This is a genomic window from Sphingobium sp. TA15 (genome assembly GCF_037101235.1).
Taxonomy (GTDB): Bacteria; Pseudomonadota; Alphaproteobacteria; order Sphingomonadales; family Sphingomonadaceae; genus Sphingobium; species Sphingobium indicum.
This window is the reverse complement of the sequence record NZ_AP025356.1, coordinates 373,426-396,780: the sequence shown is the minus strand read 5'-3', so window position 1 is coordinate 396,780 and position 23,355 is coordinate 373,426. Positions and strand designations below refer to the sequence as shown.

General features: G+C 67.7%; 20 protein-coding genes and 2 riboswitches. Of the genes, 5 read left to right on the top strand and 15 right to left on the bottom strand.

The features are described from left to right. The first annotated feature begins 2 nt into the window (after positions 1-2). From Sj15T_RS18955 to Sj15T_RS18945, 3 genes are all read left to right on the top strand, one after another. Positions 3-1,310, top strand: coding sequence for a YeaH/YhbH family protein (locus tag Sj15T_RS18955; RefSeq protein ID WP_013053900.1), 1,308 nt, complete (start codon positions 3-5; stop codon positions 1,308-1,310). Positions 1,311-1,323: 13 nt separating this feature from the next. Beyond that, positions 1,324-2,865, top strand: coding sequence for a SpoVR family protein (locus tag Sj15T_RS18950; RefSeq protein WP_013053899.1), 1,542 nt, complete (start codon positions 1,324-1,326; stop codon positions 2,863-2,865). Positions 2,866-3,028: 163 nt separating this feature from the next. Continuing rightward, positions 3,029-3,232, top strand: a complete 204-nt coding sequence (locus Sj15T_RS18945) for a hypothetical protein (RefSeq protein WP_013053898.1) — start codon at positions 3,029-3,031, stop codon at positions 3,230-3,232. A gap of 48 nt (positions 3,233-3,280) precedes the next feature. Here the strand turns inward: Sj15T_RS18945 and cobF are convergent, their stop codons facing one another. From cobF to Sj15T_RS18920, 5 genes are read right to left on the bottom strand one after another with little or no spacing between them, the layout of a single operon-like run. Next, entirely contained in the window at positions 3,281-4,027 is a 747-nt protein-coding gene (gene cobF / locus Sj15T_RS18940; protein WP_013053897.1) for a precorrin-6A synthase (deacetylating), read from the bottom strand. Continuing rightward, positions 4,024-5,343 (bottom strand): cobyrinate a,c-diamide synthase, encoded by a 1,320-nt coding sequence (locus Sj15T_RS18935; RefSeq protein WP_013053896.1) that lies wholly within the window; start codon positions 5,341-5,343, stop codon positions 4,024-4,026. Before Sj15T_RS18935 ends, cobF begins: the two co-directional genes overlap by 4 nt. Next, on the bottom strand, positions 5,340-6,122 hold the full coding sequence (cobM, locus tag Sj15T_RS18930) for a precorrin-4 C(11)-methyltransferase (RefSeq protein WP_013053895.1): 783 nt from the start codon (positions 6,120-6,122) through the stop codon (positions 5,340-5,342). The genes Sj15T_RS18935 and cobM overlap by 4 nt, the downstream gene beginning before the upstream one ends. Continuing rightward, on the bottom strand, positions 6,119-6,484 hold the full coding sequence (locus Sj15T_RS18925; RefSeq protein WP_013053894.1) for a cobalamin biosynthesis protein: 366 nt from the start codon (positions 6,482-6,484) through the stop codon (positions 6,119-6,121). The genes cobM and Sj15T_RS18925 overlap by 4 nt, the downstream gene beginning before the upstream one ends. Beyond that, positions 6,481-7,689: a bifunctional cobalt-precorrin-7 (C(5))-methyltransferase/cobalt-precorrin-6B (C(15))-methyltransferase gene (locus tag Sj15T_RS18920; RefSeq protein WP_013053893.1), complete on the bottom strand. Its 1,209-nt coding sequence runs from the start codon at positions 7,687-7,689 to the stop codon at positions 6,481-6,483. The genes Sj15T_RS18925 and Sj15T_RS18920 overlap by 4 nt, the downstream gene beginning before the upstream one ends. Here Sj15T_RS18920 and Sj15T_RS18915 point away from each other — a divergent pair. After that, positions 7,688-8,437, top strand: coding sequence for a cobalt-precorrin-6A reductase (locus tag Sj15T_RS18915; protein WP_013053892.1), 750 nt, complete (start codon positions 7,688-7,690; stop codon positions 8,435-8,437). The two genes, Sj15T_RS18920 and Sj15T_RS18915, sit on opposite strands and share 2 nt — an antisense overlap. On the opposite strand, the gene cobJ is transcribed toward Sj15T_RS18915, so the two are convergent. From cobJ to Sj15T_RS18865, 10 genes are all read right to left on the bottom strand, one after another. Continuing rightward, positions 8,413-9,162, bottom strand: coding sequence for a precorrin-3B C(17)-methyltransferase (cobJ, locus tag Sj15T_RS18910; protein ID WP_013053891.1), 750 nt, complete (start codon positions 9,160-9,162; stop codon positions 8,413-8,415). The two genes, Sj15T_RS18915 and cobJ, sit on opposite strands and share 25 nt — an antisense overlap. Continuing rightward, a complete protein-coding gene (gene cobI / locus Sj15T_RS18905; RefSeq protein ID WP_013053890.1) occupies positions 9,159-9,878 on the bottom strand; it encodes a precorrin-2 C(20)-methyltransferase in 720 nt (239 codons plus the stop codon). Before cobI ends, cobJ begins: the two co-directional genes overlap by 4 nt. Then, positions 9,875-10,504 (bottom strand): precorrin-8X methylmutase, encoded by a 630-nt coding sequence (locus Sj15T_RS18900; RefSeq protein ID WP_013053889.1) that lies wholly within the window; start codon positions 10,502-10,504, stop codon positions 9,875-9,877. The genes cobI and Sj15T_RS18900 overlap by 4 nt, the downstream gene beginning before the upstream one ends. After that, the gene (locus Sj15T_RS18895) at positions 10,504-11,568 is read right to left on the bottom strand and encodes a cobalamin synthesis protein CobG (protein ID WP_013053888.1); all 1,065 of its coding nucleotides are present in this window, start codon (positions 11,566-11,568) and stop codon (positions 10,504-10,506) included. The genes Sj15T_RS18900 and Sj15T_RS18895 overlap by 1 nt, the downstream gene beginning before the upstream one ends. 172 nt (positions 11,569-11,740) lie before the next feature. Then, positions 11,741-11,958, bottom strand: a riboswitch (cobalamin riboswitch). 87 nt (positions 11,959-12,045) lie between these two features. Next, the gene (gene bluB / locus Sj15T_RS18890; protein ID WP_073507147.1) at positions 12,046-12,654 is read right to left on the bottom strand and encodes a 5,6-dimethylbenzimidazole synthase; all 609 of its coding nucleotides are present in this window, start codon (positions 12,652-12,654) and stop codon (positions 12,046-12,048) included. 17 nt (positions 12,655-12,671) lie between these two features. Further along, positions 12,672-13,277: a cob(I)yrinic acid a,c-diamide adenosyltransferase gene (gene cobO / locus Sj15T_RS18885; protein WP_013053887.1), complete on the bottom strand. Its 606-nt coding sequence runs from the start codon at positions 13,275-13,277 to the stop codon at positions 12,672-12,674. Beyond that, the gene (gene cobN / locus Sj15T_RS18880) at positions 13,274-17,086 is read right to left on the bottom strand and encodes a cobaltochelatase subunit CobN (protein WP_013053886.1); all 3,813 of its coding nucleotides are present in this window, start codon (positions 17,084-17,086) and stop codon (positions 13,274-13,276) included. The genes cobO and cobN overlap by 4 nt, the downstream gene beginning before the upstream one ends. Next, positions 17,086-18,126: a cobalamin biosynthesis protein CobW gene (cobW, locus tag Sj15T_RS18875; RefSeq protein WP_013053885.1), complete on the bottom strand. Its 1,041-nt coding sequence runs from the start codon at positions 18,124-18,126 to the stop codon at positions 17,086-17,088. Before cobW ends, cobN begins: the two co-directional genes overlap by 1 nt. Then, entirely contained in the window at positions 18,123-19,196 is a 1,074-nt protein-coding gene (locus tag Sj15T_RS18870; protein WP_013053884.1) for a HoxN/HupN/NixA family nickel/cobalt transporter, read from the bottom strand. The genes cobW and Sj15T_RS18870 overlap by 4 nt, the downstream gene beginning before the upstream one ends. 151 nt (positions 19,197-19,347) lie before the next feature. Continuing rightward, a riboswitch (cobalamin riboswitch) is annotated at positions 19,348-19,578 on the bottom strand. Positions 19,579-19,733: 155 nt separating this feature from the next. Next, positions 19,734-19,976, bottom strand: coding sequence for a hypothetical protein (locus Sj15T_RS18865; RefSeq protein ID WP_013053883.1), 243 nt, complete (start codon positions 19,974-19,976; stop codon positions 19,734-19,736). 309 nt (positions 19,977-20,285) lie between these two features. Between Sj15T_RS18865 and Sj15T_RS18860 the strand changes: the two genes are divergently transcribed. After that, positions 20,286-23,354, top strand: a complete 3,069-nt coding sequence (locus tag Sj15T_RS18860; RefSeq protein WP_041386918.1) for a CHAT domain-containing protein — start codon at positions 20,286-20,288, stop codon at positions 23,352-23,354. Position 23,355 lies beyond the last annotated feature (1 nt).

Sequence of the window (23,355 nt, the reverse complement as noted above, 5' to 3'; positions counted from 1 at the left end):
CCATGCACATAGTCGACAGACGGTTGAACCCAGGCGGCAAGAGCCTGGTCAACAGACAGCGCTTCCTGCGAAGGGTAAGGGCCTATGTGCAGCAGGCGGTGCGCGACAGCCTGAAGGACCGCAGCATCAAGGATCTGGACAAGGAAGGCCAGATTTCCATCCAGCGCGACGTCATCCACGAACCGACGCTGCACCGCGCCGCGCAGGGCGGCAGCCGCGAACGGGTCTTCCCCGGCAATCACGACTATATGGAGGGCGACAAGATCAAGCGCCCCGACGGCGGCGCCGGCGCGGGGTCGAAGGCCGGGCAGGGCGAGGGCAATGACGATTTCCAGTTCGCGCTCAGCCGGGAGGAGTTTCTGGACCTGTTCCTGGACGATCTGGAACTGCCGGACCTGGCCAAAAGGCGGCTGATCGGCGGAGCGGTCGACGGCATCCGGCGGGCGGGCTATTCCACGGTCGGCAACCCCTCCAACCTGTCGGTCCCGCGCACCATGCAGAAGGCGATGTCGCGCCGCCTGGCGCTGCGCCGTCCCAAGGGCGCCGACCTCGCCCGCATCGAAGAGGAGATCGCCCTGATCGAGGCGCGCACCTCGCCTCTGCCCGACGACGCCACGCGGTTGGAGGCGCTGCGGGAGGAACGCTCCACCATCATCCGCCGCCGCAACCTCATCGCCTATATCGACCCCGTCGATCTGCGCTACCGCCGCTTCGAGACGGTGCCCAAGCCCGTCGCGCAAGCCGTCATGTTCTGCCTGATGGACGTCTCCGGCTCCATGACGGAGCATATGAAGGACTTGGCCAAGCGCTTCTTCGCGCTGCTGCACCTGTTCCTGTCGCGCTGCTACGAACATGTGGAGGTGGTGTTCATCCACCATACCGACCGGGCGGCGGAGGTGGACGAACAGACCTTCTTCTACAGCACGGTCACAGGCGGCACGCTGGTGTCCAGCGCGCTCGACAAGCTGATAGAGGTGGTGCAGGAACGCTTCCGGCCCGACGACTGGAACATCTATGTGGCGCAGGCGTCCGACGGCGACACGATGCAATCCGACAATGGCCGGGTGGTCAGCCTGATGCAGCAGGAAATCCTGCCCTTCAGCCAATATTTCGCCTATCTGGAGGTCGGGCGGGAGGAATTCGCCGACATAGAATCGATCGGCACGACCACCGGCCTCTGGCAGGCCTATGCCCCGGTTTCGGAGGCGAACCGCAATTTCGTGATGCGCAAGGTGCATCACCGCCGCGAAATCTACCCCGTCTTCCGCGAACTGTTCCAGCGCAAGGGCGTGGCGGAGCGGAGTTCATGATGGGGAGGTCGGCATGACGGGCGAACTGGCGTCCGCCCCGCTGTTCACGGGCAGCGATTGGGACTTTTCGCTCATCAATCGCATTTACGAAACCGTCGAGCCGATCGCGCTTCAGGAAATGAAGCTGGACATCTATCCCAACCAGATAGAGATCATCAGCGCGGAACAGATGCTGGACGCCTATTCGTCCATCGGCATGCCGCTCTTCTACAAACATTGGTCCTTCGGCAAGCAGTTCGTGACCAATGAAATGATGTACCGCAAGGGGCTGCGCGGCCTCGCCTATGAGCTGGTGATCAACTCCGATCCCTGCATCAACTATCTGATGCAGGAAAACAGCGCGACGATGCAGACCCTGGTCATCGCCCATGCCGCCTTCGGACATAATCATTTCTTCAAGAATAATTATGTCTTCAAGCAATGGACCGACGCGGAGGGCATTCTCGACTATCTGGAATTCGCCAAGCGCTACATCGCCCAATGCGAGGAACGCTACGGCCAGTTGCCGGTCGAACGGGTGCTGGACGCCGCCCATGCGCTGATGAACCAGGGCGTCCACCGCTATCCGCGCGTCCGCCCAAGGGACTTGAAGGCGGAGGCGGCGCGGGAGGCGGAACGGCAGGCCTATCGCGACCGCATCTATGACGATCTGTGGCGCACCGTGCCCACCGGCGCGAAGGCGGACGCGATCCCCAGCGACGCCCGGCGGGCCGCGCTGGGACTGCCGCAGGAAAATATCCTCTATTTCCTGGAAAAGTCCGGTCCCCGGCTGGAAAGCTGGCAGCGGGAGATTTTGCGGATCGTGCGGCTGATCGCGCAATATTTCTACCCGCAGCGCCAGACCAAGGCGATGAACGAAGGCTGCGCCACCTACACCCATTATCGCATCATGACGACGCTGCACGAACGGGGCTGGATCACTGACGGCTCGTTCATGGAATTCCTCTCATCCCATACCAATGTCGTCTACCAACCCACTTATGATTCAGGACAATTTGGCGGATTCAACCCCTATGCGCTGGGATTCGGCATCATGTCCGACATAGAGCGCATCTGCCGCGAACCGACGGAGGAGGACCGGGAATGGTTCCCCGAAATCGCCGGGTCGGGCGACGCGATGGAGGTGCTGAAGGACATCTGGGCCAATTACCGGGACGAAAGCTTCGTCTCGCAATTCCTCAGCCCCCATCTGATCCGGCAATGGCGGCTGTTCAAGATACTCGACAAGCAGGGCGAGTCGGAATTGCGCGTCGACGCCATCCATGACGAGCGCGGCTACCGGCGGATTCGTCGCTCTTTGGCGCGGGAATATGAGATCGGGCGGCAGGAACCGGACATTCAGGTGGTCGATGTCGACCTGGCCGGGGACCGCAAGCTGATCGTCGAACATGCGGTGCTGGACGGCGTGCAACTGGATGCGGGCGATGCCGCCATGGTGTTGCAAAATCTGGCGAATCTCTGGGGTTATGAGGTGCTGTTGAAGGAGGTCGACTCCGAAACACGCAAGGAACTGAAAAGCCACAGCGCTCAGCCCAATATGGCCTGGCTGCGCTGAACCGTTGCGCGCGGCGGACGGGAAAAGGGCGTCGGCAAGATTCCATTTTCAATCGATGACGGGAAAGGCTAAGTTGTGCGCCGGTTTTTCGTGGGCGAAGTCGGATCTGTCGCTCGAAAGGCGGTGGAGAGGACGAGCCCTGCGACAGGCAGGAGTTCGATTCATGACGAATGCTCTTACGCCAGAAGAATGTCTCGACCGGGCCAGAATGCATGACCAGTTGGCGGCGACGACCGCGGATGCTTCGGCGCGCATGATGCACCAGGCGATGGCCGCCGAGTTCCGCCGCCGGGCCGAAACGGCGTCGAGCGGCATGAGGCAGACGGCCAGCAGGCCTATCATAGAACTGATGCCCAACGTCGCCTGACGGAAGCACGCCGCGTTCCTGCGTGGGCAGGAATCCAGTTCCGACATTTCAACCGGATCTTTGCCTGCGCAGCAGGTAAATGTCCATGATCCAGCCATGCTCCTTCCGAAGCGCGGCCCGCCGCCGGACGATGTCCGCCCCGACCTCGGTCAATGCCCCGCGCATGATCGCCTCCTGCGGCAGTCCCAGATAGGCGCCCCACCAGATGTCGATCCCCTCGGCCGCCACGGCCTGGAAGGCGCAATTGCCATCCAGCATGACGGCGAGGGTGTCGGCGCAATCCGGCCAGCCCCGCTCGGCGAGGCGCCTGCCGGTGGTGATCAGCACGGGTTCGGCAAGGTCATTGAGGCAGATGCCGTGGGCGGCTGTCAGCGCCTGTATGCTGGTGATGCCGGGAATGACGCGGACCTTCACGCCCGGCAGGCGCCCGGCGATGCGCAGGCTGCTGTCATAAAGCGACGGATCGCCCCAGACGAGCAGGGCAAGCCTGCCCCCGTCCGGAAGATGCCGGGCGATCTGCTCCATCCAGAGCGCGGCGATGGCGTCGTGCCAGTCGAGCACGGCGCCGACATAATCGGTCCGGTCGGCTCGCCGGGGCATGTCGAATTCCACGATCTTCACCGCCTGCGTCAGCAGTTCGGCGCAAATGGCGCGGCGCAGGTCGACAAGGTCGGACTTGGCGGCGCCCTTGCGCGGCAGCAGGATGAGGTCGGCGTCGTTCATCGCCTTCGCCGCGGCGCGGGTGAGGTGATCGGGATTGCCCGTGCCGATGCCGATAAGGTCGATGCCGATCATGAGGAGGCTTTCGAAGAGGGCGCGATGAGGTGGAAGAAACTGCCGGTGACGCGGCCGCGATGCGATCCCGTCGAGGGAACCGCCTGACCCTCCGCGTCGGTCACATGAGCGAGTGGACTGTCCGGCTGCTCGACGATGGTGGAATAATGGAATTCATGGCCGTTCAGCATCGCTCCTGCGGGCATTCCGCCCATCGGCGCCAGCAAGCGGGCGCGGCGGTAGCCAAGATGGAGCCGCCGTTCCGCGAAGCTGGTGACGAGGCCGAGCAGGCCGGCCATGGCGTGCGCTTGTCCGTCGGCATCGATCAGCGCCTCGCCCAGCACCATATAGCCGCCGCATTCGCCATGGATCGGGCGGTCCAGCGCGTGGCGGCGCAGGCCGGAGAGGAAGCGGGCCGCCTGCGCGATCCGGCCCGCATGCAGTTCGGGATAGCCGCCGGGAAGCCAGACGGCATCGGCATCGGCCGCCGGGGCTTCGTCGGCCAGGGGGGAGAAGGGCAGGATTTCAGCGCCCGCATCGCGCCAACCGGACAGGAGATGCGCGTAAGTAAAGGAGAAGGCTTCGTCCCGGGCGATGGCGATACGCTGGCCCGGCGGCGACAGGATCGGCATCGCCGCATGATTTTGCGGCGTGGCGAACCGCGCGGCGCGGCGGATGGCGTTCAGGTCCACATAGGTCGCGACGATGTCCGCCATGCAGTCGACAATCTGGTCGAGATCGGCCTGCTCGGCTGCCTGGACCAGACCCAGATGCCGCTCCGGAAGGCGGAGCGCGGCGGAGCGGGGGATCGCGCCCAGGACGGGGATGCCCGCCTCCTCCATCGCGGCGCGGATCAGCCGTTCGTGGCGCTGGCTGGCGACATGGTTGAGGACCGCGCCGGCCATGGAAATATCGGACCGCAGGTCGCGGAAACCGCTGGCGATGGCGGCGGCGGACTGGCTCTGGCCCGACACGTCCATGACCAGGAGGACAGGCCAGCCGAACAGCGCCGCGATGTCCGCGCTCGCCCCCGTGCCGGCTTCCCCGATAGCCGGGGCGCCGTCGAACAGGCCCATCACGCCTTCAGCGACGATCAGCTCTGCGTCGGCCCGGCCCGCAATGGCCGCCATCTGCGGTGCGGACATCGCCCAGCTATCGAGGTTGAAGGACGGGCGGCGGCTCGCCGCCTGCTGGAAGGCAGGGTCGATATAGTCGGGGCCGGACTTGAACGGCTGCACCCTGACGCCCAGCCGTGAAAAGGCCCGCAGCAGGCCCAGCGTGACGGTCGTCTTGCCCGATCCGGATCGGGGCGCCGCGATCAGAAGGCCCGGCGTCATGGCTTGTCGATGAAGGGGGAGTCGGCGCTGGCCGGTCGGAAACGGCGGTCATAGCCGGGTGCATAGAGGCTGCTTTCCGGGAAATCCTGACTGCCCAGCACCGGGCCGACCAGAATGATGGCGGTCCGTTCGGGTCCGTCCGCAGCGGCTTCGCCGATGGTGCCGAGCGTCGCCCGCACGATCCGCTGGTCCGGCCAGCTTGCGCGCCACACTACGGCCGCGGGGCAATCGGCGCCATGATGCGGGATCAGGTCGCGCACCACCTGGACCAGGTTATGGATGGAAAGATGGATGGCGAGCGTCGCGCCGGTCGCGCCGAAGGCGGAGAGGCTTTCACCGGACGGCATGGCGCTGGCCCGTCCGGGCGTGCGGGTGAGGATCACCGACTGGCCGAGTTCGGGCAGCGTCAGTTCGGCGCCGATGGCGGCGGCGGCGGCGGCGAAGGAGGGGACGCCGGGCGTGATGCTGAAAGGAATGCCGATCGCTTTCAGCCGCCGAAGCTGCTCGCCCATGGCCGACCAGACGGACAGGTCGCCGGAATGCAGGCGCGCCACATCCTGTCCGGCTCGATGGGCCTGGACGATGATGGCGACGATCTCGTCCAGGGTGAGCGGCGCCGTGTTGACGATCCGCGCCCCCGGCGGACAATGATCGAGCAGGGCGGCGGGCACCAGCGATCCGGCATAAAGACAGACCGGAGAGCCGGCGATCAGGTCGCGCCCGCGCAGGGTGATGAGGTCGGGCGCGCCGGGACCGGCGCCGATGAAATGAACGGTCACGGGGCAGGGCTTTCGGCCAGGGCGCAGCTTGCGAAGCGGTCGGAAGAGAAGGCGCGGGGGGCAAGCAGGCGGCCCTTTTGCGTCAGGGCGGCGAGCGCCGTGGCTTCGGCGACGCTGCCGGCGCCATAGGCGGCCATGCTGGCGGGAGAGCGGGTGGCCACGGGCTGGTCCGCCAGCCTTCCCACGCCGACGGCGATGAGGGGAAGGGCGAGCTTGCGCGCCAATGGCGCAAGCTGCTGGGTCTTGCCGTCGAGGGTTGCCAGCGCATCCACGGCGATCATGCCGCCCGTCGCCCGCTCCAGCGCCGATTCCAGCGAAGCGAGCGACGCGCCGTGGCGGAAGCCGAAACCGGCGACGATCATAGCGTCACGCTCCACTGCACCAGCGGATAGGCGGAACGCCAGCCGCGACGGCTGCCCAGGGGCATCGCCTGCGCAAGCTCGATGCGAAGCAGGTCGCCGCCCTTGTCGGCATGCCACCGGGCGAGCAGCGCTTCGGATTCCAGCGTGACGGCATTGGCGACCAGGCGCGTGGGGCCGCCGGGCAGCGCGAACAATGCCGCGAGCAGGGACTGGCTCAGCCCTCCGCCGATGAAGACGGCCTCCGGACGAGTCCGGCCGGTCAGGATGTCGGGCGCCCTGCCTTCCATGACGGTCAGGCGGTCGACGCCCAGATGAAGGGCATTGGCGCGTGTCCGGCCGGCGCGGTCCGGATCGACCTCGAACGCGATGGCCTGGGTGGAGCCATGGGCGAGCAGCCATTCTATGGCGACGGAACCGCAACCTGCGCCTATGTCCCACAATGTCTCGCCGGGGCGGGGGGCCAGGGCGGACAGGGTCAGGGCGCGGGCCGGGCGCTTGGTGATCTGGCCGTCATGGTCGAACCAGTCGTCGGGGATGCCGCTGGCGCAGGGGAGCGTCCTGCCTTCGCCCGCCACGGACAGGCCGACCGCGACGGGATGGGCGATGTCCGCAAGGTCCGGCGCTTCGGCGGTGCACTGGCGGATGCGTTCGCGGGGTCCGCCCAGCGCTTCCAGCACATGCAGGGTAGAGCCGCCGAAGCCCTGTTCCGTCAGCCAGGCGGCAAGCTGTCCCACCGCCGGGCCATCGCGCAGCAGCAATATGGCGCGGCGACCGGGCGCGAGGCCGGGGCGCAACCGCGTCAGCGGCGCGGCGTGGAGGCCGTGGCATTCCACGTCCTGGAGCGCCCAGCCCAACCGCGCCGCGGCAAGGGAGAATGTGGAGGGGGCAGGATGCGCCGTCCATTCATCCGGCCGCAAATGCCGCGTGATGCTGCTCCCCGCGCCGAACCAGAAGGGATCGCCGGATGCAAGCAGGACGGTTGGGTCTCCACGGCGGGCGAGCAGCATCGGGACGCCGGCCGAGAACGGGACTGGCCAGGCCAGGCTTTCCGCCCTAAGGCCCGGCAGGAGCGCGAGATGGCGCGGCGATCCGGCGACGAGCGCGGCCCTCTCCAGCGCGTCGCGGGCAGCGGGCGACAGGCCATTCAGGCCGTCTTCCCCGATGCCGACGATCGTCAGCCACGGAGCGTCAGGAGTATCGGCCATGTCCAATATCCTCATTCTGGGCGGAACCACGGAAGCGAGCGCGCTGGCGGCTGCTCTGGCTGAGCGGGGCATGCGCGCCGTCCTGAGCTATGCCGGGCGGACGGACAAACCACGGGCGCAGCCGGTGCCGGTGCGCGTCGGCGGCTTCGGCGGCATGGCCGGCCTTGCGCGCTATTTGCGGGAGGAAGGCGTCACCCATCTGGTGGACGCCACTCATCCCTTCGCCGCGACGATGAGCGAGCATGCCGTTGCCGCGGCGCGGGAAGCGGGGGTGAAGCATATCATGCTGACCCGCCCGCCATGGATCGCTGCGGACGGGGACCGCTGGACCCATGTGCCTGACCTGGCAGGGGCGGTGGCGGCGCTGGCGGGAGCGAGGCGGAACGTGATGCTGGCCCTGGGGCGCATGCATGTGGACGCCTTCGCCGCGCAGCCCCAGCATCATTATCTGCTGCGCTTCGTCGACATGCCCGCTGCTGCGCCGGGGTTGCCCGACCATGCCTTGGTGATCGACCGCGGTCCCTTCACGGTGGAGGGCGACATGCAGTTGATGCGCGCCCATGGCATCGATTGCGTCGTGTCGAAAAATGCGGGGGGCAGCGGCGCGCAGGCGAAGCTGGTCGCAGCGCAGACGCTCGGACTGCCGGTCGTGATGATCGGGCGTCCGGCCTGCCCGGCCGCGCTGGTGACGCATGAGGTGGCCGGTGTGCTGCAATGGCTGGGTCATGCGGCGGAACGGGGCGTATAGAGGATCGGCGGGCCGGAGCGATCGATCAGCCGGGTGCGGCTGGAACCGACGATCACCATGGTGCGCATGTCGGCCATGTCCGGCGTGGCCCGGCTCAACGGCACGACGCGCAACATTTCCTCCGGCGTGGAAACGGCGCGGGCGAAGAGGATGAGCCGGTCCTCGCCGCATTCCTCGCGCAGGATGGCCAGCGCGCGTCCGAAACCCTCCGGCCGCGAGCGGGAACGCGGATTGTAGAAGGCCATGGCGAAATCGGCCTGCGCCGCGAGGCGCAGGCGGCGCTCGATCAGCGGCCAGGGCTTCAGATTGTCGGACAGGTTGATGGCGCAGAAATCATGGCCGAGCGGCGCGCCCGCCCGCGCTGCGGCGGCGAGCATGGCGGTGATGCCGGGCAGGACGCGGATGTCGAGGTCGCGCCAGCCCTCCGGCCCTGCCTCCAGTGCCTCGAACAGGGCGGAGGCCATGGCGAAGACCCCCGGATCGCCCGAGGAAACCACCGCCACCCGCTTGCCCTGGGCGGCGAGGGTCAGGGCATGGACGGCGCGGTCCAGTTCGACGCGATTGTCCGACGCGTGGAGCGTGAGGCCGGGCCTTTGCGCCACCCGCGCAACATAGGGGATATATCCGATGACGTCGGTCGCCTGCGCCAGCGCATCCGACACCTCCGGCGTGATGAGCGCATCCGCCCCTGGGCCCAGACCGGCTGCCGCGACCCAGCCGGTCATGGGCGGCGACCCTGCCCGTGGACCAGCAGGATAGAGAAATAGGGGGCGGCGCCGGTCGCCTGCGCCAGCGGGACGATGCGCTGATCCGCCATGGTCGCATATTCGACCAGCCAGGCGCTGTCCTGCTTGCCTGCCGCTTCGACGGCGCGGAGCAGCTTGGGAAGGTTGCGGCCGATCTTCATGACGACCAGGGCATGGCTGTCATGGATGCGGCGGACCAGTTCCTCTTCCGGAAGGGTCGCCATCAGCACCGTCAGCACATCGTCGCCCCAACCGATCGGCGCGCCGCTGGCGGTCCAGGCGCCGGACATGCCGGTGATGCCGGGGACGATCTTCACCGGCCCGGCGAGGCGGCTGTGCAGGTGCATGAAGCTGCCGTAGAAGAAGGGATCGCCTTCGCAGAGGACCACCACATCCTCTCCTCCTGCGGAAAGCCCGTCCAGATGCGCGGCGCAATCGGCATAGAAGGCTGAAAGCAGATCGTTGTAGCGCGGATCGGACAGCGGGATTTCCGTCGTCACCGGATATTCCATCGCGAATTCGACGGCATCGGGATGCAACATGCCCTCCACGATGCCGCGGGCATGACCCGGCCTCCCCTTCTTGCGGAAATAGGCGATGTGCCGGGCGTCGCGGATCAGCCGGTCGGCCCGGACGCTCATCAGATCCCGCGCGCCCGGCCCTAGGCCCACGCCATGGATGGTCCCGCCCATCATTCCGCTGGACTCGCTATCGCATTGACCGCCGCGACCGTGATGGCGCTGCCGCCCAGGCGGCCCTCCACGATGCAGCAGGGGACGGGCTGGCTCTGCCAGAGCGCCTGCTTCGATTCCGCCGCGCCGATGAAGCCGACGGGACAGCCGATGATCGCGGCGGGACGGGGACAGGCCGGATCTTCCAGCATGTCGAGCAGGTGGAAGAGGGCCGTCGGCGCATTGCCGATCGCCACCAGCGCACCCCCCAGATGCGGCCGCCAGAGTTCGAGCGCGGCGGCGGACCGGGTGTTGGACATGCGCGCCGCCAGCGCGGGCACCTGCGGATCGTTCAGGGTGCAGAGGATCGGATTGGCGGCGGGCAGGCGCTTCAGGCTTATGCCCTCCGACACCATGCGGGCGTCGCAGAGGATCGGCGCGCCCGCCCGAAGCGCGGCGATGGCGGCGAGGGCGAAGGAGGGGGAAAAGCGGATATGGGTAGCGAGGTCGACCAGTCCCGCCGCATGGATCATGCGGACGGCGATTCGTTCCTCCTCGGTCGAGAAACGGGCAAGGTCGGCTTCGGCGCGGATGGTGCGGAAGGACTGCCGGTAGATGGCGGCTCCGTCGGTTTCGTAGCTGTGGGGCATCAGGGCCTTCCGAAAAGGGCGAGGATTTGTCGGGCGGTGAGGCCGGTCTTTTCCGGCGGCGATCCGGCGCGGGCGTTGCGCGACAGGTCGAAGCGGCCCTGCCGGCCGGTAAGGACCAGCTGGGCGGTTCCCTGGCGGGCGCAGCCCTTGGCGCAGCCCGAAACATGCAGCGATCCTTCGACAAGGGGCGCGAGCCGGGAAGCGAGGCCGCGGGTCTCGACGCTTGCCTGCGGGCATGCGGGCGCGCCGGGGCAGGCATCGATGCGCAGCAGGCCGTCCGGGGGGGCGTGACCGGCGCGTTGCGCGCCGCCTTCCAGGACCAGGCCGCGCCATGGCGTCAGGCGCAGGGCGGCGACGTTCCGTTTTCGCGTCAGCGCGATGAGGCCGTCGGCGTCAATCTGGCCGAAGGGGACGGCGTGGAACGGCCCGGATGCGCTGGCCAACACCTGGGAAAGCGCGCGGGAAGGCGCGGGCGCCATTTCAGCGGCCATCGGCAGCGGCGCGCCATGCCTGGCTGCGCGGCCCGATGCCGCGCCGCCCGTGGCAAGGAACCAGCGGGCAAGCGCGATCAGGTCGCTCGCCGCCGTTTCGACGCTTGTGGGCGAGCCCATGGGGCGTCGCTCCACCCGCAACAGCAGCGCGCCCGCCTGGCTTCGTTCGAAGCGAAAGTCGGCGGGAACCCCCGCGAGGCAGGGGGCAGGCCCCGCGTCGATGGCGATCCCGATCTTGGAGGGAAGCTGGGGCAGGTCGTCGAGATGGGCGATCAGGCCGAGCGCGATGCTTTCGCTGTCGTCGCCGGGCGTTGAATCCGGCGCGAGCAGGAAATTGCGACGCGCTTCGCGGGCCGGATCGGCATCGGCGAGGCCAAGGGCGACGAGCTGCCGGAGCAGCGGGCCGTGGCTTTGCTCCGTCACGCCGCGAAGCTGAAGCGCGGCGCGGTTGGTGAGGTCGATCAGGCCGTTGCCGTGAAGGCGGGCGGCTTCGGCAAGGGCGATGGCTTGCGTGACGGCGAGGCGGCCCTGCGGGGGACGGACCCGCACCAGCAGCCCGTCGCCCGCCATCATCGGGCGCCATGCCGTCGGACACCAGCCGCGAATGGCGGCGGACGATGCGCTGTGCGCGTCTGGCAACGGACTTCACCTCCCACATCGCAACGACGACCGGAGGATGCTTCCCCCAGCCGCATTCGTCGCCCGTGCGGAGAACCGAGCCGTGACCATCCCCTGGACCATGGCTAGAGCGACCCTTGCGTTCGGCAGGTCTCCTGGCTTGCGGGTCATAGCTTCGGCAGGGGCCTTCCCGGATCGCTCCAGTGGCTGGCCGCCCGCTCGGGAGGCCGTCCTTGCCTTGCTCGCCGCTCACAGTTGCAGGGACAGCCGCGGATTAGGGAGCATCCTCCCGCACCGCGTTCCCATTTAAGCCCCTTGCGGGGCACCGACGCGATCGATGGAGCGGGCATGGCCCGTTCCAAGGCTGCTCATAGGCGGAGAGGAAGGGAAAGGGAAGAGGCCTTCAATCCCCCGCATGCGGGAGGGGAATTGTCAGCGAGTCACTATCGTCGAATGCCAGTCCGTCCGATGTTCCCAGCCGCGCCTTTCCAGTTCCGGCGTCGCCTCCTCGCTGACCGGATAGCCCAGGCACAGCAGGCCAAGGCATCGCCAGTTTTCCGGAATGGCGAGCATCGCGTCCACCGTCGCACGATCCAGTATCGACACCCACCCCATGCCGATGCCGCGAGTCCGGGCGGCGAGCCAGAGCGTGTGGATCGCCATCACGCAGCTATAGCGCCGCGCCTCCGGCATGGTGATAGCGCCCAGCCTGTGGCCGGTTTCCGTGCCTTCGTCGCAATAGACGGCGAACAGCACCGGCGCTTCGCGCAGGCCGTGCAATTTCAGGCTGCGGTAGAGCCGGTCCTCCTCCCCCTCGTACATCTTGCCCGCCTTGGCGACCTGGGCGTCGACATGGACGGCAAGACGCTCGCGCAGGGCGGGCGTTTCGACGCGGACGAAACGCCAGGGCTGCGACAGCCCGACGGACGGCGCGCTGTGAGCGAGGGCGAGGAGCCGTTCAACCTCGCTCTCCTCCAGCGGATCGGTCAGGAAATGGCGCACGTCGCGGCGCAGGTGGACCAGTTCCTCGAAGGCGGCGATGTCGAAGGCGGTGCGTGTCAGAATTCGATTCCCGGCTGGGCCTTCACGCCGCTGCGGAAGGGATGTTTGACGAGGGTCATTTCAGTGACGAGATCGGCCGCCTCCATCAGCGCGTCGGGCGCGTTGCGGCCGGTGACGATGACATGCTTCATTTCGCCCCTGGCGGTCACGGCTTCCAACACCTCTTCGACCGGAAGATAGTCGTAGCGCAATACGATGTTGAGTTCATCGGCAAGGACCATGTCATAGGCCGGATCGGCGATCATGCGTTTCACCTCATCCCATGCTTCGCGGGCGAGGGCAATGTCCCGCGTCCGGTCCTGCGTGTTCCAGGTGAAGCCTTCGCCCATGGGCTTGAATTCGACATTGTCCGGAAACGCATCGAACACCCGTTTTTCTCCGGTGGTCATCGCGCCCTTCACGAACTGGACGACGCCCACCTTCCGGCCATGGCCGATGGCGCGGACCACCATGCCGAGCGCGGCGGTCGTCTTGCCCTTGCCCTTGCCGGTGTGGACGATCAGCAGGCCTTTTTCCTGCGTCTTGGTCGCCATGATCCTGTCATGCGCGGCCTGTTTCTTCTTCATCTTTTCGGCATGTTGTTCGGGTGTGCGTTCGATCATTGCGGGGCATCCTTGAGTTGGGAGAGAAGCATGGCGGCGCTGTTCGACCGGGGTTTCCAAAGGGCGCGGTCCAGCGCTTCGCGGAGGCGCGCGGCGGTCTCCCGCAGGGCTGCCGGATTGGCCTCCGCCATGAAGGCGCGGACCGCCTCATCCTCTATGAAAGCGGCGTGGACGGCGTCGAAATGATGATCCTTCACCGCATGGGTCGTGGCGGCGAAGGCGAAGAGATAGTCGACGGAGGCCGCGATCTCGAACGCGCCCTTGTAGCCGTGACGCATCATGCCCGCGATCCATTTGGGGTTGGTGACGCGGGCGCGGACGATGCGGCCGATCTCATCCTCCAGCGTGCGGACGACGGGGCGATCCGGGCGGCTGTGGTCGTTATGATAGCTGAGCGGCCTCCTGCCGGAGAGATGCTCGACCGCCGCGGCCAAGCCCCCTTCGAACTGATAATAATCATCGCTGTCGAGCAGGTCGTGCTCGCGATTGTCCTGGTTCTGGATCAGGGCGTCGGCCTGGGTCAGGCGCTTCGCGAAGAGGCTGCGTTCGGCATCGCCCTCCACGCCGCCGCCATAGGCATGGCCGCCCCAGTCGAGATAGACGTTCGCCAGGTCGGCGCGGTCGTGCCAGATCTTCTCGTCGATCATCGCCTGGAGGCCCGCGCCATAGGCTCCGGGCTTCGAGCCGAAGACGCGGCTGCCGGCGCGACGTTGAGCCGCCTTTTCGGGAATGCCCTCCGCGATCAACGCGGCGGTTTCAGCGCGATGGCGGGCTGCGGCGGGGTTGTCCTCTTCCGGCTCGTCCAGCGCCATGACGGCGCGGGCGGCGCTGTCGATCAGGTCGATCTGTTCCGGGAAGGCGTCCCGGAAGAAGCCGGAGACGCGGAAGGTCACGTCGACGCGGGGACGGTCCAGCTCCGCGATCTTCATGACCTCGAAACCGATGACGCGGCCCGAAGCCCAGTCCCAGCGCGGGCGGACGCCCATCAGGGCCAGCGCCTGCGCGATGTCGTCGCCGCCGGTGCGCATATTGGCGGTGCTCCAGGCGGACAGGGCGATGGCGCGGGGATAGTCGCCCTCCCGCTGGAGATAGTCCTGCACGATGAGGTCGGCGGAGCGCTGGCCGAGATTCCAGGCGGCGACGGTGGGTACGGCGCGGGTGTCGACCGAATAGAAATTGCGGCCGGTGGGAAGGACGTCCGGGCGGCCCCTGGTCGGCGCTCCAGATGGGCCGGGAGGGACGAAACGACCGTCGAGGGCTTTCAGGAGCGCGGTTTTTTCAGCTTCCCCGCAGGCGTCGACGCGGGGGGCGAGGTCTTGCTCGATCACGGTGAGAACCGCTGCGGTTCTTTGCAATGCCCAGTCGTCGTCCCCGCGAAGGCGGGGATCCATCTCCTGAATGTTCCGCTTGGGGCTGCTTATGGGAGATGGGTTCCCGCTTTTGCGGGAATGACGGTCCATCAGTTCAATGGCGTAGAGTTCGAGCCGTTCCACCGTATCCCCGGCGGTACGCCAGGGGGCAGAGGTGACGTGCCGGAGCGCTTCCGGTCGAGGGCCGGTCCATGGCGTCCCCATGATGCAGTCGAGCGGATCGAAGCCCAACTCAAGATCATCCGCCAAGGCGCGCAACAGTGATTGGCGGCCTTCGTCCAACCCTCTGGGGCAGCGGGCAAGGGCGATCAGCAGGTCGCGGCGGAGAGCGCCCTCCGGGCTGCGGGTGAAGACATGCAGCCCGTCGCGTATCTGCATTTCCTTAAGGTCGCACAGATAGTTGTCGATCGCTGCCAAGGCATCGTCTCCGCCTCCCTGCACCCCTGCATCCTTGTCCAACCCTTGCGAGGCGGCGAGGGTGAGAATGTCCTTGCGCAGCGTTTCCAGCCGGCGAGGGTCCATGCCGGCGGCGAGATAATATTCGTCGACCAGCGCCTCCAATTCTTTCAGCGGGCCATAGGTTTCCGCGCGGGTCAGCGGGGGCGTCAGATGATCGACGATGCAGGCGCCGATGCGGCGCTTCGCCTGGGTGCCTTCGCCGGGGTCGTTGACGATGAAGGGATAGATTTGCGGGATCGGCCCGGCGCAGATTTCGGGAAAGCAGTTTTCCGACAGCCCGATCGCCTTGCCCGGCAGCCATTCCAGATTGCCGTGCTTGCCCACATGGACGACGGCATCGGCGCCGAAATCGCCGGCCAGCCAGATATGGAAGGCAAGATAGGCATGGGGCGGCGGCAGCGCCGGGTCGTGATAGCTGCTCCTGGGATCGACATGATAGCCCCGCGAAGGCTGGACGGCGAGCGCGATATGGCCGAAGCGATGCACCGGCAGGCGGAATGCCCCGTCGCGGAAGAAGGGATCGGCCTCGGGCGCGCCCCAGCGGGACCGGACGGCTTGGCGGACCCCTTCGGGCAGGGTGGCGAAGGTCGCGTCATAGGCCTGGAGCGGGAGGGCGACTTCGCCGGGACCGTCCGGGGCGGCGTTGGTGATGCCGCCCGTCATGCGCTGCATGAGCGCGGCGCCATCGGCAGGGGCTTCGCCGGTCCGGTAGCCCGCTTCCGACAGGGCCTTCAGAATGGCGGCGGCACTGGCGGGCGTGTCGAGGCCGACACCGTTGCCGATGCGGCCATTCCTGTTGGGATAGTTGGCCAGGATCAGGGCGACCCGCCGTTCGTCCACCGGCGTTGTTCGCAGTTTCGACCAGTTTGCAGCCAGTTGGGATACGAAGCTGACACGATCTTGCAGAACCTGGGGCACGACGATGCCGCATTGCGTGCGCTCGTCGAACCGCGCCGCGGCCTTGAAGGCGACTGCACGGGTGAAGAGGCGGCCGTCCACTTCGGGCAGCGCGACATGCATGGCGAGGTCGCGAGGGCCAAGCCCGCGGGCGCTGGATTCCCAGGCGCCCTGGTCCACGCTGGCAAAGATCGTCTGGAGGATCGCGCAGTCCGCCTGTTCGAGGATGGAGGGCGTGCGCGGCTCGCCCGGCGCGCTGGCGGCGAAGGCGGTGGCGTTGAGGATGACGTCCGGCGGCGCTTGCGCCATCAGCCCTTGCAGGAAATCACGGGCGAAGGGTTCGCGCAAGGCGCGCACATGGACGGGAAGGACGTTGAGGCCCGCCCCCTCCAGTCCTGCGATCATGCCGTCCACGGCGTCCAGCGTGCCAGCGATCATCAGGGCGCGGTAGAAGAGGAAGAGGGCGGTCGGCTGCCCCGCCTTCCACCTGTTCCTGACCTGATCCAGCGTGGGTCGATCGCCGCCGGGCAAATAAAGGCCGGCGTCGGCCACCGGAACCGGCGCATCGGGAACGCCCGCGTCGAAGCCGGCAAGGCGGGCGGCGTTGCGCAGGAAGGCGACGGCGTTGGCGATGCCGCCCTGCCGCAGATAGTCGCGCAGGAGGTCGCAGCTCTCCGCCGCGACGGTGGATGCGGCGGAGAGTTCTGGATCGTCCTCTCGCCCATCGGCGATCGCCGCGAAGGCTATGCCCCTTTCCCGGGCGATATTCGCAATTTCTTCAATGCCATAGGGCCAATAGCTCTTGCCGCCCAGCAGGACGACGCAGACGAATTTGGCGTGGGCGACGACCTTCTCGACATAGAGATCGACCGAATAGGGGTGTTTGAGCTGGAGGAGGTTGGCGAGGCGGATTTCGGGCGCCGCCCCGCCCAGTTCCTGCGCCAGGACATGGGCGGCGCTCGCGAAACAGGCGAGTTCGCTGTCCGCCACGGTCAGCAGCACGATATCGCCCGGCGACTGGCCGAGGTCGATGGCCTCCTCGCCGTTGGAAACGGCGCCGGGCGTGGCGGTCAGCAGATGCATCAGGCGGCAGCCATCCGCGCGCCGAGCGCGGCTTCTATGGCGGCGCGGTCCATGCCGCTCTGGCCGATCACCACCAGGCGGGAGCGGCGCGGTTCGCCGGCCTGCCAGTGCCGGTCATAATGATGCTGGATGCGGGGGCCGACGGCTTGCAGCACGAGACGGGCCGGGCGCCCTTCAATGGCAAGGAAGCCCTTGACCCTCAGAATGTCGTGCGCGGCGATGCTCCGCGCAAGCGCCGCCAGCAGCGGTTCGGGACCGGCAAGTTCGCCCAGATCGACGATGAAGCTCTCGAAATCGTCATGGTCATGCTCCTCCTCCCCGTCATGGTGCGAGGGGCGGTCATCGATCCGGTCCTCCGCCCCGGCGTCCAGGCCCAGCAGTATCGCCGGATCGATCTCTCCCCTCGCCGTGCGGAGGATGCGCACGCCGGGGCGGATTTCCCCGGCCAGTCCCTGCTCCAGCGCGGCCAGCCGGTCCGCCGCGACGAGATCGGTCTTGTTGAGCAGGACAAGGTCGGCGCAGGCAAGCTGGTCCTCGAACAGTTCCTCGATGGGGCTGTCATGATCCAGCGTCGGATCGGCCGCGCGGGCGGCGGCGAGCGCCGCCTCGTCATGGGCGAAGCGGCCCGCCGCCAGCGCATCGGCGTCGATCAGGGCGATCACGCCGTCGACCGTCGACCGCGTCCGGATGTCGGGCCATTGGAACGCCTTGACCAGCGGCTTGGGCAGGGCAAGGCCGCTGGTTTCGATGATGATGTGATCGGGCGGGGTACGCCGGTCGAGCAGCTTCTGCATGGTCGGCAGGAAATCGTCGGCCACGGTGCAGCAGATGCAGCCATTGGCCAGTTCGATGATGTCCTCGTCCGGGCAGGCTTCGTCGCCGCAGCCCTGCACCAGCGCGCCGTCGACGCCGACATCGCCGAATTCGTTGATGATGAGGGCGAGGCGACGACCGCCCGCATGTTCGATGAGGTGACGGATCAGCGTGGTCTTGCCGGCGCCCAGAAAGCCGGTGATGACGGTGGCGGGGATCTTCTTCATGCGGGATTTCCCTGTGCTTGGTGGCCGGCGATGGAGGCGACCTCGATCTCGTCGAAACCTCTCCAGCGGTAGATGGCCCAGCTCAGCAGCCAGCAGGCGGCGAACAGGCCGATGATGACGAAGCCCAGGCTGTTGAAATGATCGCCAAGGTCGGCGGCCAGGGTCCATGCGCCGCCGCGGAGGCCGAGCCTGTCGCCCAGCAGCGCCGCCGCCTCGATCCCGCCGATGAGCAGCGCGACCAGCGCCGACGCCAGCGTGATGGTGATGTTGTAGTAGAGCTTGCGGATCGGCTTCACGAACGCCCATCGATAGGCGCCCATCATCAGCGCGCCGTCCGCCGTGTCGATCAACGCCATGCCCGCCGCAAAGAGCAGGGGGAAGATGAGGACGGTCGCGATGGAAAGGCCGCTGGCCGCCTGGCCGGCGGACAGGCCCAGAATGGCGACCTCCGTCGCGGTGTCGAAGCCCAGGCCGAAGAGAAAGCCGAGCGGCGCCATGTGCCAGCTTCGCGTCACCAGCCGGAAAAGCGGCCGGAAGAGGCGCGACAGAAGACCCCGGCTGCCGAGCAGCATGTCCATGTCTTCATCGACATAGGCGCCGCCCCTTCGAACATGGTTGAAGGTCTTGAGCACTGATCGCAGGATGATCAGGTTCATCGCCGCGATGGCGAAGAGGAAGGTTGCCGACCCGATCGTCGCAATGGTGCCGCCAATGGCTCCGGCGGCCTCCACCCGGCTCAGCGCATTGGCGGCGAAGGCGATGAGGACAGCGGCGATCAGGACGATGCCGCTATGGCCGATGGCGAACCAGAAGCCGACGGCAAGGGGCCGCTGGCCATCCTGCATCAGCTTGCGGGTCGCATTGTCGATGGCGGCGATGTGATCGGCATCGACGGCATGGCGAAGGCCCAGGCTCCAGGCCAGCAACGCCGTGCCCAGCATGACGGGGTCGCCGGCGAAAATGGCGAAGGCCGCGATCCAGCCGGCCAGATTGGCGGCGAGGAGCCCGGCGAACATGCCGGCGGCGCGGCGGCGCAGGCGGCCAGCCGGCGCATGGGACGATATGGTCATAGGGACGATCCCCGTCGGCGTCTGCGAACCGGACGGAAGCCGCCTGCATGCCGGACGGACGCTCTTGCGCCCGGCATGCGGACAGCAGCTCCCGCTGCGTGAAGCGTCGCTCAGACGGAGGACCGTGCCGCGGCCATCCCCTGGACCATGGCAAGAGCGACCAGACGCAGGCAGGTTTCCTGGCTCGCGGGTCACGGCTTGGCGCATGGCCTTCCCAGGCCTCGCATGACTTAGCGTCCGGCCCAGTGGCTGATCCTGCCGCATGTGCGGAGGATCGCTATGCGTCTCGCTCGCCGCTTACAGTTGCAGGGACAGCCGCGGATTCATCACCGCATTCCCTATTAAGCCCCCTGAAGGGGGCACCGGCGCGATCATGAAGGCCAGCCGAAACCCGCCTTCATGGGCGTGCATAGAGGCTGGGCGAGCAAATGGGAAGAGGAGCAATGACGACTTCTTCCGTCGGGCAGGGCCAACGCGCCGCTCCCGGCGAGGCGCTGGAGGCGTAGGACTCGCAGCGCCGGGGACGACGATCCTATTTCAATGCACCTCCGCCCTCAGCCGTTCGACCAGCTTTTCGATCTCCCACGGCTCCAGCACCCAGGTTCGCGTCTTGCGGCCTTCGCGATGGACCGGCTGGGTCAACAGGATGCGCGCCTGTTCCTTCGCATGGGGCTTGAAGATCGCGAAATGCTGGGCGCAATCGCGGATCGTGCCGATGATCGGCGCCTTGCCGTCCAGGTCGATCATGGTGGCGGGCTGGTCCCAGGGCATGTTCAGCATGACGTCTTCCATTCTTCTATGATCGGCGCTGCAACTCGCTTGATCACCGGCGACCATAGCGGCGGATCGGCCGCCTGTATCGCCCAAAAACAAGGGCTCAACTGTCACTTCCCTGGTTTGCTCCTGGACAGGAGGCGGGCGAACATGCCCCTGCCGGGCGCGTTTCGCCTTGCGGCGCGGCGTCGGGGGGCGTTATGACGGCCCGATCATGCAAAAGGGGGCTTTGCACGGACATATCCGGCAGGGTTTGGGGGATAGGCCTTGAGCGTTTTGGGGAAGTTGGTTCGCGGGCTTGCGGGATGGGCCGCCTTGACTCTGTCCGTGGCGGCGCACGCCCAGGCGACGGGGGACCGTCCGTTGCTGAGGGACAGTTTCCGCATCGGCAGCGAAGGCGGCGCTCTATGCCAGGCGCAGAGCGCGACTGGCGACCCCGCAGCGCGAACGATGTTCGATCGCGCATGGACGCTGGTGTGCCGGGATGCCGCGCGCCCCGTCGGCCAGATCTATGCGCTGCGGCGCGGTGCGGACAAGGATGATGGGGCATTGCAGGATCGGCTTGCGGCTTCGCGCAGGGAGGCGATCGAGTGCAATGCGCCCGGCGGGGTCACTTTGCCCGGCATAGGCTCGGCGCTCATGCGCAACTGCGCGGGCGCGGTCGGCGCCTATCGCATATTGGCCGTCAAACGCGGCAAGACGATCTATGTCGCGCAGGGCTATGCCGCCTATGCAAGCGCGCTCGACCTGGGGCTGCGCTCCGTCATGGCCGGGCGGATCGTGCCGGGCCGGGTCGACATCGCGACGGTTGGGACGAACGACGCGGGTTATGCCCGACTGCAGGCGGCGACGCTGGACCCGCAGACTGTGCTGGCGGAGGGCTATCGGCGCAACGCTTCGGGCAATTATGCCGAAGCGGCGGAGTTTTTCGACAGCCTGACCGACCGGCTGGCCCGCGATCCGGATGCGGCGAAGCTGACCCCTGCCGAACGGGCGAACCGGGCGCATGAATATCTGGTCAATCGCGGCCTGCAACTGTCCAATCTGGGCCTGTTCGACCAGGCCGAGGCCGCCTTCGCCGAAGCGCGCCGGATCGTGACCGCCGATGCGGTGCAAGTCCGCCTGCGCCGCAATTTCGAGGCTATGCATCATATCAACCGGCAGGATAGCGCCGGCGCGCTGGCGATACTGGATCGCCCCCTGACGAGCGGAGCGACGGCGTCCGCCGGGGGAGACGGCGCGGTTTCCCTGCCGCCGGAGGTGGCCGCCGAAATGAGCAGCGGTGCGGCGCAGGCCCGCGCCCTGGGCGTGCGGCAGGACAATATGCTGACTCCGGTCGAGCGCTCCGCGATCCTGGACGCGCAGGCGCAGCAGTTGCGCGGCACCATCCTGCGCCTGTCGGGCCAGCCGGGCCCGGCGCGGGAGGTGCTGACGAAAGCGCTGGCAAGCGCCGTCGCGATCCGGGACGGGCGGGTCACGTCCATCACGCGCCTGCGGGCCCAGCTGCTGGGCGAGATCGCCCTGACCCATGAGGCCCAGGCGGATTATGGGCAGGCCGAGCGCCAGTTGAACCAGGCGCTGGCCCTGCTGGGCGCGCAATATCCCGAAACGGTGGCGCTGAACGGCGCGCGGGCGCGGCTGGGCGCCTTCCTGATCCGCCGGGGCCGCAATGAGGATGCGCTGAAAATCTATCGCGGCATCATCGCCTCCACCATGGAGAACCGCGCCACGCTGACCGGCATGGCGAACCAGCTCCAGCCCTATTTCAACCTGTTGGCGCGGGAGATTCCCACGCGGCCGGAACTGACCGCCGACCTGTTCGCAGCGTCGCAGACGCTGCTGCGGCCGGGCGCCGCCGATACGCTGGAACAGTTGAGCCGCGAACTGTCCGCCGGGGATGGCGAGGCGGCGCGGCTGTTCCGGCAGTCGGTTTCCCTCTCGCGCGACATAGAGCGGGGGCGGATCGCGCTCGCCCAGTTGCGGCAGGCGGCGCAGGGGCGCGAGGCGCTGTTGCCCGATGTCGTTCAGGCCCAGGCCGACATCGACCAACTCGCCGCCGACCAGGCCCATACGCTGGCGGCGCTGGCGGCCTATCCCCAATATCGCGCCCTCAGCCCCCAGGGGCTTACGCTGGCCGAGATGCAGGCGACGCTGAAGCCCGGCGAGGGCTATTACAAGCTGGCGCAACTGGGCGACGCGCTCTACGCGCTGTGGATCGACGGCGCGGGCGCGACCGGATACCGGCTGGCGGCCAGCGCGACCGATGTGGCGCGCAAGGTGGCGGCGCTGCGCGAGACGATCTCGATCGACGTGAACGGCGTTCAGACCACCTATGCGCTGGACGTGCCGGCGGCGCGCAGCCTCTATCTCGACCTGTTCGGGCCGGTGGAGCAACGGCTGGCGGCGGCGCGGCACCTGATCTTCGAACCGGACGGGGCGATGCTGCAACTGCCGGTCAACCTGCTGGTCGCCGGACAGGCGGGCGTCGACGCCTATGAGGCGCGGGTGGCGCAGGGGGGCGACGAGTTCGATTTCCGCGGCATCGCCTGGCTGGGCCGCGACCATGCGGTCAGCACGGCCCTGTCGGCCCGCGCCTTCCGCGATGCGCGGGCGGCGGCGCCATCCGGCGCGGCGCAGAGCTATATCGGCTTCGGCGACAATGCGCCGCTTGCCGGGCCGGTGCTGGCGGCCTCCAGCCGGGGCGGCCTGACCAGCGGAGCGGCGGACGATTGCGGCTGGTCGCCTTTGCAATGGAATCGTCCGATCCCGGCGACCGAATTGCGGGAGGCGGCGCAGGCCATCGGCGGACTGGGCAACGAACTGATCACCGGCGCGGCCTTCACCGACGAGGCGGTGATGGCGCGAGGCGATCTCGACCGTTTCCGCATCCTGCACTTCGCGACCCATGGGCTGGTGACGCCGCCCCACCCCGGATGCCCGGCGCGGCCCGCGCTGCTCACCAGCTTCGCGCCCGACCGGAAATCGGACGGCCTGTTGCAGTTCAGCGAGATTTTCGACCTGCGGCTGAATGCCGACCTGGTCGTGCTGTCCGCCTGCGACACGGCGGGCGCGGCGGGCGCGGAAACGACGCGTGCGGCCGGGCTTTCGGGCGGTGGCGGGGCGCTGGACGGGCTGGTGCGCGCCTTCATCGGCGCGGGAAGCCGCGCCGTCATCGCCAGCCACTGGCCCGCGCCGGAGGATTATCGCGCCACCGAAAGGCTGATGGGCGGCCTGTTCGCGGCCCCGGCCGACCAGCCCATGGCCGAAGCGCTGCGGGCGGCGCAGGCCAGGCTGATGGACGATGCGGAGACGTCGCATCCCTTCTACTGGTCCGGCTTCGCGATCATCGGCGATGGCGCGCGTCCGTTGATCGCGCGTCGCTGAC